This is a genomic window from Novosphingobium fluoreni (assembly GCF_014196615.1).
In the GTDB taxonomy this organism is placed as follows: Bacteria; Pseudomonadota; Alphaproteobacteria; order Sphingomonadales; family Sphingomonadaceae; genus Novosphingobium; species Novosphingobium fluoreni.
Window position 1 is genome coordinate 223244 of record NZ_JACIDY010000001.1, and the last position, 18268, is coordinate 241511.

The following is an 18268-nucleotide window of genomic DNA, read 5'->3' on the forward strand; positions in this document are numbered from 1 at the left end:
CTCGCGGGAAACAATCGCCCTCGATCGCAGGCGAAAGCACAGTTACCAGCCCATGCTGCCTTCGATGCCCTTGAATGGTCCTGCCAGGTCGGACGTGATCCAACCGCCGTAAAAACCGCCCGGCTGCGGTCGCACCTGTTCGCCGTCGATCGTGCAGTGATCGAAGGGCGCGGCGTAGAACGCCACATGATCGCGCAAGATCGCAAAAGACGCGGTGGGCTGGGGGTAGCTCCACGCCACATCGCGCAATTCTTCGGACCCGATCCGAACGTGCCAATACCGCGCCTCACCCTTCCACTCGCAGAACGACCGGCGGCCCGAGGGTATCAGCAAACCCGGCGTGATCGCATCGGGTGGCAGATACCACGTGGGCGGATGGCTGGTCTCCAATGTCCGCACCGCCTGACGCGTTTCAGCGACGAGGACGCCGCGATGGGCAATGCGGACATGGCGGTCGCTGAGCTGCGCCACCGCAGGCCTGGGATAGTCCCACACGCTTTCCTGCCCGGCCGCCACCGGATCACGCCAAGGCTTCATCGCAACAGACTCTACAGCAACTTGTCGAGCGTGATCGGCAGATCGCGGATACGCTTGCCGGTCGCATTGTAGATCGCGTTGGCCACGGCGGCAGCGACGCCGGTGATGCCGATCTCGCCAATGCCGTGCGCGCCCATCGGAGCATGAGGATCGGGGATGTCGGTCCAGATCACGTCGATCTCCGGCACGTCGAGGTGCACCGGCAGGTGGTACTCGGCCATGCTGGCGTTCGCGATGCGGCCGTTGCGTTCATCCAGCTGGGTTTCCTCCATCAGCGCCATGCCCAGGCCCATGATGATGCCGCCGCGAAACTGGCTGAGCGCCGTCTTGGGGTTGAGGATACGACCGCAATCGAACGAGCCCAGGAAACGGCTGACGCGCACTTCGCCGGTCACCGCGTTCACCCGCACTTCGCAGAACAGCGCGCTGTACGAGTGCATCGACCAGTGCATGGTTTCCAGTGGCGCCGATCCCGCTTTCGTCACGGACAAGTCGCCACGCTGCGCCCGCGCCAGGATGGAGACGTACGTTTCCTTAGCATCCGGGTTGTCCAAGCGGGCCAGGCCGCCCGCTTCGCTGCCCACTTCATCGGCGGATGCGCCAGAAAGTGGCGAATCATTCCCCGCCAGCTTCAGCAGCTCTTCCACCAGGGCGTTGTGCGCCGCGATTACGGCAGCGCCGATGGCGGCGGTCTGCTGCGACCCGCCCGCCATGATCGCGCCGGGGATCGCCGAATCGCCATAGGCTATATCGACTTGCTCCAGCGGCAATCCCAGCCGCTCCGCCGCAACGATGGCGGTGGTGGTGGCCGTGCCCATGCCCATCTCGGCAGCGGCGATTTCCACTTTGGCCCGGACGGTGTCACCCTCGCGCGTCAACGTGATCCGCGCCTCCGCGCCGGGCATGCGATAGTAGGGATAGGTCCCCATCGCGCAGCCCATACCGACATGCCACTCACCATCCCGGCGAGAGCCCGGCGTCTCAGGCCGGTCGGCCCAGCCAAAGCGATCCGCGCCGGTGCGCCAGGCTTCCACGATGTGTCGGGAAGAGAACGGCGTGCCCTTGATCGGGTCCTTTTCCGGCTCGTTGCGGATGCGCAGTTCCACCGGATCGATACCCAGACTGTCGGCCAATTCGTCGATCGCGGACTCCAGCGCGAACGTGCCCACCGCTTCACCAGGCGCGCGCATGAAGGTGTTCGCCAGCGTGTCCATCCGGCCAACTTCGACCTTCAGCAGCATGGTGTCCGCACCGTACATCGCCTGCGAGCCGAGGATGAACGGCTCTGGCATCGTGCCGTGCGGCGGCATGGTGGAGAGGCCAGTGTGGATCAGCGCATCGAACGTGCCGTCCGCCTTCGCCCCGATCGCCACGCGCTGCTGCGTGATCGCGCGCCCGCCGACGACGCGGTAGACGCCTTCGCGCGAAAGGGCGATGCGCACCGGCCGCCCAGCCAGCTTCGCGGCGGCGGCGCCGATCACCTGATGATTCCACAAGCCCTTCGAACCGAAGCCGCCTCCGACATAGGGCGAAGTCAGATGCACCTGTTCAGGATCCAGCCCGAAGATCTGCGCCATGTTCTGCGCCTGTTGCGTCACCATTTGGCTGGCGTCGTGGATCACCAGGCGATCACCAATCCAAGCCAGCGTGGCGGCATGCGGTTCGATCGGATTGTGATTGTGGCGCGGAGTGCGATAAGTCTGGTCCACCCGGTGCGGCGCGGCGGCGAACGCGGCCTCGGCATCGCCCACTTCGTCAAGCAGCGGCGCACCCATGAACTGACCCTGCTCGACGCCGTTCGCCTGAGCCTCGGCCAGGCTGGTCACCGCAGGCGTTTCGTCGAACGTCACATGCACCAGAGAGGCGGCGTGATCCGCCTGCTCCTGCGTTTCGGCCAGGACACAGACCACGGGCTGGCCATTCCAGTGAATGACGCCGTCCTGCATGATCGGCAGGTCGGTGGCACCCACCGCGCTGGGACTTGATCCGAACATCGGCATGGGGTTCAGGCGCGGCGCATTGTGGTGCGTCATCACCAGAACCACGCCGGGTGCCGCCTCTGCCTGTGCGCTGTCGATCGCCGCGATCCGGCCTTTGGGAATCGTGGAATAGACCAGCGCGGCATAGACCATGCCATCGAAGCGATACTCTGCCGCGAAGGCGGCAGTGCCGCTGACCTTGTGAACCCCGTCCAATCGCGAGACCGGCTTGCCGATCAGGCCATGCTTGCGGGCGATCAGCGGATCGGGGACACCGCCCGGAATCCAGCTGTCAGGCGCAAGCGGCACCAGCTTTTCCATCGCCCCTTGGACGACACCTTGCACCAGACCCTGGGCGGCTTGCTTGGCCGCATCGAACACGCTCATGCCGCTTCTCCCCGAGCCAGATCCGTCAGGACGGCCGCGAGCGTTCGCGCTACCAGCGCAGGCTTGAACGCGTTGTCACGAAGTGGGCGCGCCTCGGCAAATTCCGCTGCGGCGGCATCCAGCACCACTTGCTGCGTGATCGTCTGCCCCCGCAACGCGGCTTCCGCCTTGGTCGCACGCCATGGCTTGTGTGCCACGCCGCCAAAGGCGATGCGCACATCCACCACGCGATCGCCCTCCAGCTGCAGCACCGCCGCCACCGAAACCAGCGCGAAGGCGTAGCTCGCCCGATCCCGAACCTTGCGATAGGCCGAGCGCGCGCCGGTTGGCAGCGCTGGCAGCGCGATCGCGGTGATCAGTTCGCCATCGCGCAGCACGGTATCCCGATCGGGCTGGTCACCGGGCAGGCGGTGAAGATCGGCGAACGGGATCGTCCGCTGCCCCTCGGCGCCATCCACATGGACCGTCGCGTCCAGCGCGGCCAAAGCCACGCACATGTCGGAGGGGTGCGTGGCGACGCAGGCGTCTGACGCGCCCAGCACGGCATGGATGCGGTTGAAGCCTTCGCGCGCATCGCAGCCCGATCCCGGCGTCCGCTTGTTGCAGCGTGCCCCTTCCGCGTCGTAAAAATAGGTGCAACGCGTGCGCTGCAGCAGATTGCCGCCGACAGTCGCCATGTTGCGGATCTGCGCAGACGCTCCGGCCAGGATCGCGCGCGAAAGTACCGGATACCGCATGCGAACCGCAGGATGTTCGGCCAGCGCGGTGTTGCGCACCGCCGCGTCGATCAGCAGGCCACCGTCATCCGTTTCCGCGATGGTCGCGGGCAGGCCTGTCACGTCTATCAACTGATCGGGCCGGGCGATCGTCTCGCGCATCAGGTCGACGAGGTTGGTTCCGCCACCCAGATAAGCCGCGCCGGAGATCGCGCCCCGGCGCAGGGCGTCCGCCGCGTCATCGGCGCGCGCGTATTGGAACGGGTTCATGCGGGCACTCCCTCAACCAGGACGGCCTGGATCGCCTCGACAATGCCGTTGTGCGCGCCGCAGCGGCACAGGTTTCCGCTCATCCGCTCCTGAATTTCCTCGCGGGTGAGAGTGATGGTGCCGCCAAGATCGTCGGTGACGTGACTGGGCACGCCGCGCTGCGCCTCTGCCGCCATGCCGATCGCGGAGCAGATCTGGCCCGGCGTGCAATAGCCGCACTGAAAGCCGTCATGCTCGATGAAGGCGGCCTGTAGCGGATGCAGCCCCTCTTCACTCGCCAGACCTTCGATGGTGGTGATCTGTCGTCCGTCAAACTGCACCGCCAGCGCCAGGCACGAAAGGATGCGCTCCCCATCCACCAGCACCGTGCAGGCACCGCAGGCACCCTGGTTGCACCCCTTCTTCGTGCCGGTGAGGTGCAATCCCTCCCGCAAATGATCCAGCAGCGATACGCGCGGATCGGTGGGAGCAGGCACCTGCGCCCCGTTGACGAACAATGACATTGCGATCCTCCGCACGACGATTGGGGGTAAAACGAACAAATGACATTCTCGTGCCACGCGGATCGCAGGTCATTTTGCGATCGGGCGCAGGCAAGCGGCCTTGTGTCTCGAAAGCGATCCACCCCTGTTATCACGGCCCTGATAGCGAAGTCTCGCACCGCTTGACCCGGTGGCTGACCGCCCTAGCAAAGCGAAACCGCATCCAAGGGAGAAGGCCATGTTCTCGCATATCGTCGTCGGCAGCAGCGACCTGCAACGGTCCAAGACATTCTACGATGCCCTGTTCGCCGCGATCGGTGGGCCTGAGGGGATGAACGCCGGGACCCGCGTGATCTACGCGCACAACGGCGGCAGGTTCATGGTCGCCACGCCAGTAAATGGTGAGCCGTGCTCATTCGCCAATGGCGGTACGATCGGCTTCCTTATGGCCAGCGCGGAACAGGCCGACGCCTGGCACGCCGCCGGGATCGCCGCGGGTGGCAAGACTTGCGAAGACCCGCCGGGCGTGCGCGACCTGGGCGTCAGCAAGCTGTACCTGGCGTACTTGCGCGATCCGGATGGCAACAAGCTTTGCGCCACCTACCGCATGGAAAGCTGACCTGAACGCGCGCATTTCTCCGGGGCCCGGCGCGATCGTGGCCGGACCCGGAGAGTGCGGGCCGCTAGATGCGGCCGGCGGCGTGGTCCAGGCGCAGGCAGATCGCCTTGGGCTCGGTGAAGGCGTTCATCGCTTCGTACCCGAATTCCCGACCGATGCCGGACAGCTTGTTGCCGCCAAACGGCATCGCCAGGTCCAGCACGTTGTGCGTGTTCAGCCAGACCGTGCCCGCATCGATGCGATCCGCAAGCAGATGCGCCCGATCCAGATTGCGAGTCCAGATGCTGGCCCCCAGCCCGAACGGCGTATCATTCGCCAGCTTCACCAGATCGTCCCCTTCGTCGACGCGAGCGGCGCAAAGGACCGGGCCGAAAATCTCCTCGCGCATCGGCGTCATCTGCCGGGCGACGCCAGCCAGCACGGTGGGTGGATAGAACCAGCCTTCCCGGTCGACCACTTTGCCCCCCGCCATGGCGATCGCGCCTTCTGCAAGGCCGGCGGTGACGATGCCGCCCACCCGATCGCGCTGCCGCTTGGAAATCAGCGGGCCGACTTGCGTGGCGGCATCGAAGGCAGAGCCCAGCTTCAGATCGCGCGCAATTTGCGCCACGCCTTCCAGCACCTGATCGTAGAGCGGGGCCTCCACCAGCAGCCGTGATCCGGCGGTGCAGATCTGCCCGGAATTGGCGAAGATCGCCATCGCCGCGCCGGGGATCGCGCGCTCCAGATCGGCATCGGCCAGGATGATCGTGGGTGACTTGCCCCCCAGTTCCAGCGTGACCCGCTTCATCGTCTGCGCGGCGGCGGCCATGATGCGCTGGCCGGTGGCGGTGGAGCCGGTGAAGGCGATCTTGCGCACCAGCGGGTGATCGACCAGCGCCGCCCCCGCCTCTTGGCCATAGCCGGTGACGATGTTCACCGCGCCGGCCGGAAAGCCCGCTTCGATAATCAGCTCGCCGAGCCGCAGCGTCGTCAGCGACGTTTCCTCCGAGGGCTTTAGCACCACGGTGCAGCCAAACGCGATCGCCGGGGCCAGCTTCTGAATGGCCTGGCCGATCGGGAAATTCCACGGTGTGATCCCGGCGACCACGCCGACCGGACGCCGCTCGGTATAGGCGCGATAGGTCGCATCCTCGGGCACCAGCGGGTTCAGCGCAATGGACTGCCCGGCGATCTTGGATGCCCACCCAGCGAAATAGCGCAGCCCGTCGATCGTGAACTGCAGGTCGATCGCGCGCGTCACCGCCAGCAGCTTGCCGCTGTCCAGCGATTCCAGCGCGGCCAGTTCATCCGCGTGTTCCTCCACCAGCAGGGCCAGCCGCTCCAGCAGGCGGCCCCGATCGATCGGGCGCATGGATTGCCATTCGCGGCTTTCGAAGCAACGGTGCGCCGCCGCCACCGCACGATCGACATCGGCGGCGCTGCACGCCGGGATCGTCGCGATCTGGCGGCCGGTGGCGGGATCGATCACGGGGATCGTGGCACCTGCCTCCAGGGGCTCCACCAGCGTACCGTTCAGCAGCAGGCGGCCTTGCGGCAAGCGCACTTGCGGCGTGGGAGGGCTGGCTATGTCGGTCAGCGGCGGCGCCTGATCGATGGTGGTCATGCGGGAGAGTCTCCTGTGAAACGGGATCAGGCGGCGGCGACGGCCACGGTGCCGGGCGCTGTGCGGCCTGATGCGGGGCGCTCTTCCTCCACTTGCGTGGAGCCGACCCGGGCAAACACGGCGGGGCGGGCGATCCGCAGATAAGTGCCATGGACCAGGCCCAGGATCGCCAGCGGCAGGAACAGCCAAGGCAGCTTGTTCACCACCGCCAGCGTGGTGCCGGTCAGCGCTGAATAGTTGGTGAGCGACAGATAGGTGGCGATGGCGATCAGGATGCCGCCGACCAGCGGCGACAGCGTCTTGCCCAGCGAGAACTCCCTGCGCCGGGCGAAGAACAGCGGCACCGACAATGACGTTGTGGTCAGCAGCAGCAACAGGCCCACCGCGCCCATGGAGGACAAGCTGGTCGCCAGGTTCAGCAGCGGGTCGAGGCCCGCCAGCGCGAACAAGGAAACGACCACGGACAGGATCACTGTCAGCACCACGCAGGCCGCGCTGGGCGATCCATGAACGGGGTGGACGTGGCCCAGCACGCGCGGCAGCAAGCCATCGCGCGCCATCGCGAACATATATCGCGTGATGTTGTTGAAAAAGCCCAGCACCGCGGCGAACAGGCTGGTGATCGTCAGCAGGCCTAGCAGCTCGCGCCCGATAACGCCCATATAGCGCTCCGCCACGCCGGCGACCAGGCGCCCGGGATCGGCCCCGGCCACGGCCTTCACATCTCCGGGCAGGATGCTCAGCACCAGGCACCAGGATGACAGAACATAGAAACTGCCCAGCACCATCACCGCGCCGTATGTGGCGCGCGGGATGGTGACGGCGCGGTTGCGCGCCTCTTCCTGATAGATCGCCGTCGCCTCGAAGCCGATGCAGCCGTTGATCGCATAGATCACCGCGATGCCCAGCCCCGGCGCGAAGATGGTGGTGGGCGAAAAGCTGCTGAAATCGATCCCGGAGAACCCCTTGTGCCACAAAATCAGCACGTCCAGCACCATGATCACCAGCACTTCCGCCAGCAAGGCGATGGTCAGCACTTTGGCCGCCATGGTGATCTTGCGAACGCCCAGCCAAGCGGTGACGGCGATGGTCAGCGCGGCCCAGATCTCCCAGCGCGTACCAATCCCGGTGGCGTGGCGGATGAAGTCGGTGACGAAATAGCACATCGCGCCCAGCACCGATGTGGCCGAGCAGATATAAGCCGTTACGGCGATGTAGGCGGCGGCGATGCCCGCCTCCTTGCCGATGCTTGAGGCGATATAGGCATAGAATGCCCCGGCGTTGCGCACATGCGGCATCATCCGCACATAGCCGACCGCGAACAGCAGGATCACGAAGCACATGCCCAGCAAAGTGCCGGGCATCCCCGCGCCGTTGCCGAATGCAATGGCCAGCGGAATGATGCCGGCCAGCACGCCCATCGGCGCGGCGCAGGCCAGGATCATGAAGATGATGTCCCAGGTGCCGAGCATCCCCGGCAAGAGGCTACCGGTATCGGCAGCATCACGAACGTCAGCCATGCCTCTTGTGCATCCTCTCAGAGCCTCTCTCGGCAAGCGGCCGTCCCCAGCGCTTCATCGTCGCTTGGGGCGCGCCAGTTGATTGCGCTTCCGACCGCGCATTTTGTATTTCCGGCCAAGCTGTTGCACCCGGCCGCGTTCATCGCTGTCAGCCGCCCGGAACCAGCGCGATCACGCGCAGCGGACTGCCCGAACCGCCCTGGATCTTAAGCGGAGTGGCGATGATTACCGCGCCGAAGGTAGGCAGCTGATCGATATTGGTCAGGCACTGCAGGCCATAGCGGCCATTGCCGTGCAGGATCGCGTGGGCGGGCAGCGGCTCCTCGAAATGCGAAGCCTGGCCCGCATCGGTGCCCACCGTCTCCACCCCAAGGCCGACGCAATCGCGCTCGTGCACCAGAAAGCGCATCGCGCCTGCATCCGGCCCGGGCGAGTGCGCGCCGTCATCCTTAAGGTTGAGGTAGGAGAGTGTACCTACGCGTTTGTGCCAATCGGTGCGCAGCAGCACCCAGTGGCGCGGCGGGATGGGGCCATTGCGCGCTTCCCACTTCTCCAGGAATTCGCGCGTCAGGATGAAGTCCTCATCCGCCGCCGATTCCGCGCTGATATCCACCACCACGGCGGGGTGGATGAAATCGGCGGGCGGCAGCGTGTCCACCGTGCCGTTGGGGACGTCCTTGCCGGTGATCCAGTGCGCCGGCGCGTCGAAGTGCGTGCCGGTATGCTCGTTCATCGAGATATTGTTCCAGTACCACGCCGGACCGGTGCCGTCGTAGCGTGAGACCGTCTCCATGCGGAACGGCTCGCACTGGCCGAATTCGGAAGGCAGCACGATCACGGGGAAATCCGGCGAAAGCGTGTTGGTCAGGTCCACCACGGTGATGCCGTTGGTGGCGATGCCGCTGGTGAGTGCGGCCAGGGTCTGGGTAGGGGCGGTCACAGGCTATTCTCCCGTATGAAAAGCGCCGGGTCTGCCGACCAGCGCTGCATGGCCTCGGTCGCGGTATCGCCGATGCAATGCGTTTCCAGCCCCTGCTCCAGCGCCTCGACCACGCCCTTGCCGATGCGCGCGGGGGCGACCTTGGGCAGCGGCACGGACTGGTGATCGGCATCGTCCACCGCGCCGACCAGCAGGCTGATCACCCGCGCATTTGCGCCGCGCATCTCATGCCGGAAGCTGTGCAGCAGCGACAGACGGGCCGCTTCCGCTGCCGAGAAGGCGGGATAAGCCGCATCGGGCGCAAGGGCCGTGGCGGAAATCACGTCGACGAAGGCGGCGGACGGCCGCCCGCGCAACATCGGCCCGCAGCCCTGCGTCAGCCGCAGCAGACCCAGCACGCCCACGTCCAGCGCGCGCTTCTGGTCCAGCAGGCCCTGTCCCGGCCGCACGAACCGCGCCGTGTTGACCACGATGTCCAGTGGCCCGGCGATATCGGTGAGGCATTCTGAAACGGAGCGGGTGTCGGTCAGGTCCAGCGACACGAACCGTACGCCTTCGATCGCCGGCGCGGTGGCGGGCGGGGCGATGCCGGCAACGATGCTGGCCGCACCCGCCGCCTTCAGCGCTTCCACCACGGCGCGACCGACGGGATGGCCCGCGTCCGTCACCAGCACGGTGGAACCACGCACCGGCACCACGAATTCGCGCCACTGCGTATCGGTCATGTCGGGGGTTTCTCCAGCAGCGAGGGCGAACAGCGCGGCGTTTCCGCCTTTGTCTAGCATCAGCCTGATCTCGGCGCGCGCGCCCACCGCCAGCGTGGGCGAGAGGTGCGCGATCGCGGTCGGCCCGGCGTCCAGCGCCACGGTGCCGATGCGCCAGGGCAGAAGCTGACGGAAATAGAGATCGGTGGTGGCGCGGATCGTGGTTTCGGCCAGCAGCGTGGCACCGCGGGGCTGGTCCTGCCACACCAGATCACCCCAGCATTGCGGACACACGTCCCGCGGCGGATACGTCACCGCCTGGCAATCCGCGCATTGCTGCAGGACGAAGCGGCCCGTGGCGGCGCGAGCCGCAAGGGCGTGCGCCGCGCGGCTGCGCTGGCCGGGCGGCACATGCCGCTCGACCTTGCGCGCCAGCGGATCGCGCTTCTCGGGCTTGGGGCGCAAGCTCATGCCGCCTCCAGGATCGCAGCGGCGGTGCAGACCCCGCGATCGTAATTGACGAGGCCGAAGCCCGATACCAAAGAACGCCGCGCATTCGGCACCTGATCGCCCAGAGGCTGGCGCAGGATCTGGCGCAGGCCCTCGGTCATGTTCTGGAAACCGCCCGCCGCGCCTGCCTGGCCTGCGGACAATTGCCCGCCATTGGTATTGAGCGGCAAATCACCGTCGATGCCAAAGTTGGTGCGGCGAATGAACTGCGCCACATCACCCTTGGCACAAAAGCCCAGGTCTTCCAGCTGCATCGCCACGATCACCGGATAGTCATCATAGACTTGCAGCGTGTCGATATCCTGCGGGCCGATCCCGGCCATCCGCCACAAGTCATCCACATCCATCGCCCAGCCGCCACGCCATTGGACCAGATCATCGGGATAGGCGTTGTGCCGCTCGATCGTGGAGAGCACGCGCACAGTCTGAAGGCCCAGCCGCTCCGCCACCTTTGCCGTCGTCACAAGAAAGGCCTCGGCCCCGGCGCATGGCATCACGCAATCGTAAAGGTGCACCGGATCGCTGATCGGGCGAGCCTTCAGGTAGGCTTCCAAAGTCAGCTCACCGCGCTGCAACGCCAGTGGATTGCTGCGTGCGTTCTGTCGCTGCGCCACGCATAGCTTGCCGAAGTCCTCACGCGTCACGCCGTACTGGCGCATGTAGTTGTCGGTGATCAACGCGAACGTGGCGTTGGGCCCGCCAAAGCCATAGGGATAGACGGCATCTTGCGAAAAGCGCGAGAAGTTCGCCAGGGTCTTGCGAAAACTGTCCAACTGGTTGGTATCCGCCGCCACGCAGGCGACCACTTCGGCATCACCGCATTGCACCGCGCGTGCGGCGCGGCGCAGCGCCATCACGCCGCTGGCCCCGCCGGTGGGAAGATGGTCCAGCCAGCGCGGACTGAGCCCCAGATGCTGGATCATGCCGACGGCGGTGTCCGGCCCAGCCGAAAAGCTGGCGAAGCAAAAGCCGTCAATCGCATCGCGCTCCAGCCCGGTGGCCTGGCTCAGAGCGCGCAGGGCTTTGCCCGCCCACCAATGCGCGGTCTGCGTTGAATAGCGTTCATACGGCACCGTGACCGGCGCACAGACGACGACATCATCGTAGCGCAGCCGCTTTCGCATCACACCTGGCGCTTCTTGAGAGCGCGGGTATCGTGGCACTGGGCCTTATCCATCTTGTCGGCCACCTGGTCCTTCAAGGCTGCGCGCAGGATCTTCTGCGTTGGCGTCAGCGGCAGCGCGTCCACGAAGCCGATCCAGCCGGGAACCTTGTAATAGGCCATCTGGCCCAAGCACCAGCGCGTAATTACCGCCGCCGTCTCGGCATCGCCCGGCCCGCCACGCGGCACGATCAGCGCCGCCACCTCATCGCCGCGCACCGCGTCTGGCGTGGCGGCGACGGCGGCCTGGCGCACCAGAGGATGGCGATTGAGCACGGCTTCCACTTCCACCGCGGCGATATTCTCGCCCGAGCGGCGGATCACGTTCTTCTTGCGATCCACGAAGTGCAGATCGCCGTCCGCATCGCGCGAGACGATATCGCCGGTGTGGAACCAGCCATCCGCCCAGGCCTCTTGCGTCGCCGCCGCGTTCTTCAGGTATTCGCGAAAGAACCCGTAATGCGGGTTCGGCCCGGCGCGGCGCACCAGCAGTTCGCCCGGCGCGGGATCGACCACGTCCGCGCCCTGATCGTCGACCAGCCTGATCTCCACTTCGTCTGTCACCCGGCCAAAGCAGTGCGAGCCGGTCTTGCGCGGCTCGCGATGCGCAGAGATCACGCCGCCGCTGCCCGTCTCGGTCATCGCCCAGGCCTCAATCAGCGGGAAGCCGAAGCGCGCCTCGAACGGATCGTGCAATTCGCGCGCCACGCCCGCGCCAAAGCCGAAGCGGACCGCGTGGGCCTTGTCCGACGCATCTTGCGGAGCGCCCATCAGCATGGAGGGCATCACGCCCAGGTAATGCACGCAGGTGGCACCGCTGCGCTTCACGCTGTCCCACCATGTGCTGGGATGAAAGCGATCCAGCATGGTGAGGCAGCCACCCATCGTGACCATCGCCATCACCGATACCGCCATCGCGTTCATATGGAACACCGGCAGCGGCGTCAGCATCCGCTCCTGCCCGACGCGCAAGTCGATCAGGCCGCCGACATCGCGGTACCAGTCACCCGAGTGCAGGAAGTATTCGTTGGTCAGCACGCAGCCCTTGGGCTGGCCGGTGGTGCCCGAAGTATAGAGCAAGGCCGCTTCCGCCGCGCAGCCGCCCGCCTGTGGGCGGCCGGGGCGGTCGATTTCGGGAATGGCTTCCCCCGGCACGATGACCTGGATCGGATTGCCCGCCTGATGCGCGGCCAACGCCACTTCATCGCGCCGTTCCGGCAGAACGAAGGCGGCATCCATTTCGGAGTGGCCGATCAGGTAGGACAGCTCGCTCAGCCGCAAATCGGGATTGAGCGGGATCACCGATGCACCAAGGCCATTCAGCGCGAACCAGATCTCGATGAAGACGGGGCGGTTCTGCAACAGCAGGCCGACGCGGTGGCCATCGTCGTAGCCGGCGGTGCGCAGGACATCCTGCCACGCGCCCACGCGCCGCGCCATCTCGCGATAGCTTACTTCGCCCGCTTCGATCCCATAGATCGCGGCGGTTTCCGGCAGGACGTTCAGGAACGCATGATCGGCAAAAGCGTCCGCCGTCTGCGCAAACCGGGAGAAGACCGTCTCGTTGCCCACTGCGCCTCTCGTACAAAGATGATGTGTTGCGGACGGGAGCCGGCGCTGAAGCGCATCCTCTCTATTTCCGTCACCGCACGTTGCGTGACGTATGCATATGCATATTTATAATGGCAGGCAACCGGAAAAGATGCGCGCCTCAGGGCTCCTGCCGCTTGGCGTTCTCGATCATCTGCAGCAGAACGCGGCGGCACACCGCGATATCATCCGCATCGATGCCCTCGGACAGGATTTCGAAGTGGGTTTCCGCCGCAGGCCAGCTGGCGTGCAGCAGGTCACTGCCCGCTGGCGTCAGCGCCAGTTCCCGGCGGCGCTGGTCGGCCTGTGAGATGCGCCGCTCCACCAGGCCGGCCTGCACCATCGCATCGATCGCCCGGCTGGCGGTGGACTGCTCGGCAAAGGCGCGCGCGGCAATCTCGTTCACCGTCAGAGTGCCGTGGATGTGCAGCACCGAAAGCGCGCGCAGGGTTACGACGTTCAGGCCATTGGCGCTCAGCCGCCGATTCTGGGCCGCTTGCCCGAAGCTGGACAGGCGGTTGACCAGATAGGGCACATAGCTTTCCAGTTCCTCCTGCGTCTGCGGGGGAGCTGGCTTGCGTTTGGGCGATGTCTTGGCGCGCGGCCCGGCTCTGGTCACTGCTCTGGTCACTGCTTTGTAGCTAGGGGGTGGAAGCTTGCTGAACGCCTTGCACGACTGGCGATGACCATGCGCTATGGCCTTGCCACGCACGCGTCAAGCAAGCCGCCCCGGAACGATCCGCGTGACTGGAACCACCGAGCTCCCCTAGAAAGAGCGGATCGTGCGGATCAGCCCGTCAAGGTTGCCCATTTCCGCATCCTTGATTGCCGCCTCGCGCAAGCGCCGCGCCCAATCGGCCGCGTCGGCGCGGTGCTTGATCAGGTCGATGGTCTCCATCACCCGGTCGAACTTGGACAGGCCGCGCGCGTGCGTATCGGAATAGCCCTTGATCAAGCGGCGGCATTTCAGCACCTCCACCCCCAGCAGGTAATTGTTGCGCACGTGCAGCCCGGCCTTCTTCAGCCAGGCGTCGCGATGTGCCACCTCCTCTGCATGGCGCAGAGACCTGCGCCGCAGCCCCTTTAGCCCGCCCAGGATGTAGAGCGCCACGAACCAGCGCAGTGAATACGTGCGCACGCGCCGCCCCTTGTTCACCCGGCGATCGAGCCAGGCGTAGAGGCCGTCCTGCTGCTTCAGCCAGCGGCCAAAGGCGGCGGGCAGCATCCCCGTCACTTCCTCCATGCGGGGATGCATGAACTCCGTGGTGTGGAGAATCTGCCCATCCCTGACGCCGACATCCTTGGCGATGCGATCCCGGCGAGAGCCGCGCGTCTTCAGGTCGGCCACGCGAATCACGTCGTCATACGTCATCGCGTTGGCCAGGTACTTGGCCCCGTTCTCGGCAAAGGCATGATCATAGCGGCCGCCGTCCAGCAACATGTCCAGCCCGACCAAGTCTTCCAGCAGCGCCAGATATTCCTCACCATAGGCAAGGTCCTGATAATCAATGACCTTGCGCAGGCCGTGCCACGCCATCGGCTGCACCGGAGCGGGCATGGCGACGATACGATCGAACAAAGGCAAGAGCCGCGCATCGCTTGGCGCGATCGGCAGTTTGTCCACTCCGTCCGACGGCGCGCCTGCCGCGATCGAAGCCGGGCGATCCTCCGGCTTGCGCCCCGCTTCGTCGAAGGCGGCGTCGAAGGCCTTGAGGCTGGCGGCAACGCCCTTGCCTTCACCCTCGATCACGGCGTGGTAATCCGCTTTGGCGAACGGCAGCGCGCCCGATCCGGCCAGCGCGCCGAACATCGCGGCGGAGATCACGCTGCCGTGCCGCACCGCCAGCGCATCCATGTCGAACAGGATCTGCTGGCGCGCGACGACATCCACCGCCTCGGAAACCGAGGGGCTATCGGCGATGCCTTCGCCCGGCGCCATCTTCTCGGTGACGGTGAAAGAGCGGTGGGTGGAGGCGATCAGCGTGGTGCGATCGGGCGTGACGATGCCGCGCAGGATCGAACGGCCGGCCTCCATGAATTCGGATGCCATGACGATATCGACATCGCCCGGCGTCGGCATCTGCGACAAGATGGGCTTCTGGCCATTCAAGCTGGCCATCATCTCGACGTAATAGATCGTCGCGCCGGTGCGCTGCGCCACGCCCGGCACCGAAGTGGACTGGGCGGTCCAGCCCGCGTTCTCCGCCAGCTTGACGATCCAGCCGGTCAGCACGCCGCCGCCCTGCCCGCCCATCGCGACGATGGCGATGTTGATCGGGCGCTCGGTCGCTTCGCCAGCGGGCGAAAGCGGCAGTCTTAGCTTCTCTGCCAACATCACGCGGCCTCCAGCGTCAGGCGGCTGCTTAGGCGACGCTTCTGCAGCTTGCGGATCACGCCCATAGATAGCTTCGCCTTGAAGCGGTCCCAGGCGGTGGGGTTGTGGATCACTTCGGCGCGATAGAACGAGGGGCACAGCGCCGCCGCCTCGGACACTTCGCCGCAATTGCCGCAGGCCACGCAGCTGTTGTCGATCGCGGCGACGGGATCGTCGCGCAGCGGATCGTCCAGCTGCTTGACCGAGAGCGAGGGGCAGCCGGACAAACGGATGCAGGCGTGATCGCCCGTGCAGACATCTTCGTCCACGCCGAACCGCTCCTTCACCACGCGCTTGCCGTCCTTGATGCGCTTGGCGATCTGCGGCTTCACCCGGCGCTGCTTGTTCAGCATGCACTCTGACGAGGCGATGATGATCTTGGGCCCTTCATCGGTCGTCGTCAGCGCTTCGTGCAGCGTGTCGCGCATCTTGGCGACATCGTAAGTCCGATCGACTTCGCGCACCCATTTCGCGCCCACGCCCTTCACCGCATCGATGATCGGGTTGTTGGTGCTGCAGTTCGCGTTGTCGGCGCGGGAGGAGAGGATGTCCTGCCCGCCCGTGGCCGAGGAATAGAAGTTGTCGACGATCAGGAACACGCCATCGTGCTTGTTGTAGACCGCGTTGCCGATGCCGCTGGTGAGGCCGTTGTGCCAGAAGCCGCCATCGCCCATCACCGCGATCGAGCGCTTGGCGTCAGACTTGGCACCGAATGCCGAAGTGGAGGCCGGGCCCAGGCCAAAGCCCATCGTGGTCGCGCCCAGGTTGAACGGCGGCAGGATCGAGAACAAGTGACAGCCGATATCGGCCGAGACGTGATGCTCGCCCAGATCCTCGTTGACCAGCTTCATCGCCGCGAAGATCGGACGCTCGGGGCAACCAGTGCAAAGGCCCGGCGGACGGCTGGGCACCATGGACTTGAGCTTTTCCACCTTGGGATCGGCCAGCACCGCCGAGGCATCGGGCACAGGCGGGCGATTGCCCAGCAGGCGCGGGTCGTTCTCCTCCAGGAAAGTCTGGACGCCCTGCATGATCACGTGCGCGGTGTAGTCACCCGCCATCGGCAGCACGTCCTTGCCACGAACCCTCGCGTTGATATCGCGGCGGCGCAGCACGGTGTTCAGCGCCTGCTCCAGGTATTCGGGCTGCCCCTCCTCCACCATCAGCACCGCGTCCTTGCCAGCGGCGAACGCGGCGACTTCGGTGTCGATCATCGGATAGGTGACATTCATCACGTAAAGCGGGATCTGCGTGTTGCCGTAGGCGTCCGACAGCCCGAGATACTGCAAGGCACGGATGACGTTGTTGTACATCCCGCCTTGCAGGATGATGCCGACCTTGCCTTCCTCAGGCCCGAAGAATTCGTTCAGCTTGTGATCGCGCACGAAGTCTATGGCGGCGGGCATCCGGCGCTTTATCTTCTCGTGCTCATGCTCATAAGCGGCGGGCGGCAGCACGATGCGGCCAAGATCGCGCCGGGGATGGTTGCGCGCATCGTCGATGGTGAAGGCGGGCTTCACGTTGTCCTTGCAGATGAAGCTGCCGTGCATGTGGCAGGTGCGCACCCGGACTTGCAGCATGACCGGCGTGTTCGACACTTCGGACAGCTGAAAGCCCTTCTCGATCAGATCGACGATGCAAGCGTGATCGGGCCGGGGATCGAGCAGCCACATTTGCGACTTCATGGCAAAGGCATGCGTGCGCTCCTGCATGATCGAGGAGCCTTCGCCGTAATCCTCGCCCACGATCACCATCGCCCCGCCGGTAACTCCACCCGACGCCAGGTTCGCCAGGGCATCGGAGGCGACATTGGTGCCGACGGTGGACTTCCACGCCACCGCGCCGCGCAACGGGTACATCACCGAGGCCGAAAGCATCGCCGCCGCTGTCGATTCGTTGGCCGAGCTTTGGAAGTTGACGCCCAGTTCGCCCAGCACGTCTTTGGCGTCGGACAGCACGTCCATCAGGTGCGAAATCGGCGATCCCTGATAGCCGCCGACGTAGGAAACGCCCGATTGCAGCAGGCCCTTGGTGATCGCCAGGATCGCCTCGCCCCGGAACTCTTCACCCGCGCCCAGACGCAAATGCTCGACCTCGCGCGCGAAAGACCGTTCCGCCATGACTTCTCACCTCGTGTTTAATATGCATTTGCATATATTTATGCGGAGCGTGTGTCAATGATGCGGAAAGTCGGGCGCATTTGGCCCAAACCGCACGCTGCGTGGCCTGAAACGAAATGGGGCGATGCGGGGGCTGATCTATCCTAGGCTGTCATCAAAGCAGCCGGTGAAGAGGGGAATATCCATGATCGCAGCGATCATCAGTGCGTGTCGCGGGGCCTTGCGCCAAGGCGATCGGGCGCCCTTGTCCGAAGGCGCCGGGCTGACGCGGGCCGGGTTCCTGCAACTGGCGGCGGTCGGCGCGGTGACGGCAGGGGTCGGCCTGGGCATCGGCGAAGCGATGGCGGCCAGCCGCCGCACCATCCCGCGCGTCACCGATATCGACAAGCTGTATGACGCCTGGCAGTCGCGCTTCAACGCGGCCGATCTGGAAGGCATGGTCGATCTCTACGTCCGCGATGTCACCTACATCAACCCGCAGGGCAAGCCGATGCCGGGGCACGCCGGCGTTCGTGCCGACATGGCCGAGGCTTTCGCCTTCAAGCCGCGTATCGCCATCCATGATCGCAAGCACCTGATCTATGGCGATACCGTGCTGACCACCAATCACTGGAAGCTGTGGATGCGCGGTCCTGACGGCAAGCAGCAGGAATTGACCGGCGGCGGCATCGAAGTGCTGCGCCGCCAGCCTGACGGCGCCTGGCGCTTCATCATCGACGACGCATCGCGCTCCGCCTCCTGAATCAAGGCAT

At 65.6% G+C, this 18268-nt stretch carries 15 protein-coding genes; 2 read left to right on the plus strand and 13 right to left on the minus strand.

Features of this window, described 5'->3' with window-relative positions:
• Window positions 1-42 precede the first annotated feature (42 nt).
• The 4 genes from GGR39_RS01055 to GGR39_RS01070 are packed head-to-tail and all read right to left on the minus strand — an operon-like array spanning window position 43 to window position 4392.
• Window positions 43-537 carry a DUF427 domain-containing protein gene (locus GGR39_RS01055; protein ID WP_183615509.1) on the minus strand — a complete coding sequence of 165 codons (495 nt, stop codon included), beginning with the start codon at window positions 535-537 and terminating at the stop codon, window positions 43-45.
• 11 nt (window positions 538-548) lie between these two features.
• A complete protein-coding gene (locus GGR39_RS01060) occupies window positions 549-2903 on the minus strand; it encodes a xanthine dehydrogenase family protein molybdopterin-binding subunit (protein ID WP_183615510.1) in 2355 nt (784 codons plus the stop codon).
• Complete coding sequence (locus GGR39_RS01065; protein ID WP_183615511.1) at window positions 2900-3889, minus strand: FAD binding domain-containing protein; 990 nt, start codon at window positions 3887-3889, stop codon at window positions 2900-2902. Before GGR39_RS01065 ends, GGR39_RS01060 begins: the two co-directional genes overlap by 4 nt.
• On the minus strand, window positions 3886-4392 hold the full coding sequence (locus tag GGR39_RS01070) for a 2Fe-2S iron-sulfur cluster-binding protein (RefSeq protein WP_183615512.1): 507 nt from the start codon (window positions 4390-4392) through the stop codon (window positions 3886-3888). The genes GGR39_RS01065 and GGR39_RS01070 overlap by 4 nt, the downstream gene beginning before the upstream one ends.
• A 217-nt stretch (window positions 4393-4609) precedes the next feature.
• Here GGR39_RS01070 and GGR39_RS01075 point away from each other — a divergent pair, with 217 nt between their 5' ends.
• The gene (locus GGR39_RS01075; RefSeq protein ID WP_183615513.1) at window positions 4610-4990 is read left to right on the plus strand and encodes a VOC family protein; all 381 of its coding nucleotides are present in this window, start codon (window positions 4610-4612) and stop codon (window positions 4988-4990) included.
• Between the two features lie 64 nt (window positions 4991-5054).
• Here the strand turns inward: GGR39_RS01075 and GGR39_RS01080 are convergent, their stop codons facing one another.
• From GGR39_RS01080 to GGR39_RS01120, 9 genes are all read right to left on the minus strand, one after another.
• The gene (locus tag GGR39_RS01080; RefSeq protein ID WP_183615514.1) at window positions 5055-6596 is read right to left on the minus strand and encodes an aldehyde dehydrogenase family protein; all 1542 of its coding nucleotides are present in this window, start codon (window positions 6594-6596) and stop codon (window positions 5055-5057) included.
• 26 nt (window positions 6597-6622) lie between these two features.
• On the minus strand, window positions 6623-8116 hold the full coding sequence (locus GGR39_RS01085) for an APC family permease (protein WP_183615515.1): 1494 nt from the start codon (window positions 8114-8116) through the stop codon (window positions 6623-6625).
• A gap of 148 nt (window positions 8117-8264) precedes the next feature.
• A complete protein-coding gene (locus tag GGR39_RS01090; protein WP_183615516.1) occupies window positions 8265-9056 on the minus strand; it encodes a cyclase family protein in 792 nt (263 codons plus the stop codon).
• Window positions 9053-10231, minus strand: a complete 1179-nt coding sequence (locus tag GGR39_RS01095) for an SDR family NAD(P)-dependent oxidoreductase (protein ID WP_183615517.1) — start codon at window positions 10229-10231, stop codon at window positions 9053-9055. Before GGR39_RS01095 ends, GGR39_RS01090 begins: the two co-directional genes overlap by 4 nt.
• Window positions 10228-11394, minus strand: a complete 1167-nt coding sequence (locus GGR39_RS01100; protein ID WP_183615518.1) for a thiolase family protein — start codon at window positions 11392-11394, stop codon at window positions 10228-10230. Before GGR39_RS01100 ends, GGR39_RS01095 begins: the two co-directional genes overlap by 4 nt.
• Window positions 11394-13004, minus strand: coding sequence for an AMP-binding protein (locus GGR39_RS01105; RefSeq protein ID WP_183615519.1), 1611 nt, complete (start codon window positions 13002-13004; stop codon window positions 11394-11396). The genes GGR39_RS01100 and GGR39_RS01105 overlap by 1 nt, the downstream gene beginning before the upstream one ends.
• A gap of 139 nt (window positions 13005-13143) precedes the next feature.
• Window positions 13144-13641, minus strand: coding sequence for a MarR family winged helix-turn-helix transcriptional regulator (locus tag GGR39_RS17135; protein ID WP_058736261.1), 498 nt, complete (start codon window positions 13639-13641; stop codon window positions 13144-13146).
• A 147-nt stretch (window positions 13642-13788) separates the two neighbouring features.
• Window positions 13789-15357, minus strand: a complete 1569-nt coding sequence (locus tag GGR39_RS01115) for an indolepyruvate oxidoreductase subunit beta family protein (protein WP_183615520.1) — start codon at window positions 15355-15357, stop codon at window positions 13789-13791.
• Window positions 15357-17516 carry a thiamine pyrophosphate-dependent enzyme gene (locus GGR39_RS01120; protein ID WP_183615521.1) on the minus strand — a complete coding sequence of 720 codons (2160 nt, stop codon included), beginning with the start codon at window positions 17514-17516 and terminating at the stop codon, window positions 15357-15359. Before GGR39_RS01120 ends, GGR39_RS01115 begins: the two co-directional genes overlap by 1 nt.
• Before the next feature lie 184 nt (window positions 17517-17700).
• Here GGR39_RS01120 and GGR39_RS01125 point away from each other — a divergent pair, with 184 nt between their 5' ends.
• Window positions 17701-18258 carry a YybH family protein gene (locus tag GGR39_RS01125; RefSeq protein WP_183615522.1) on the plus strand — a complete coding sequence of 186 codons (558 nt, stop codon included), beginning with the start codon at window positions 17701-17703 and terminating at the stop codon, window positions 18256-18258.
• Window positions 18259-18268: the final 10 nt, after the last annotated feature.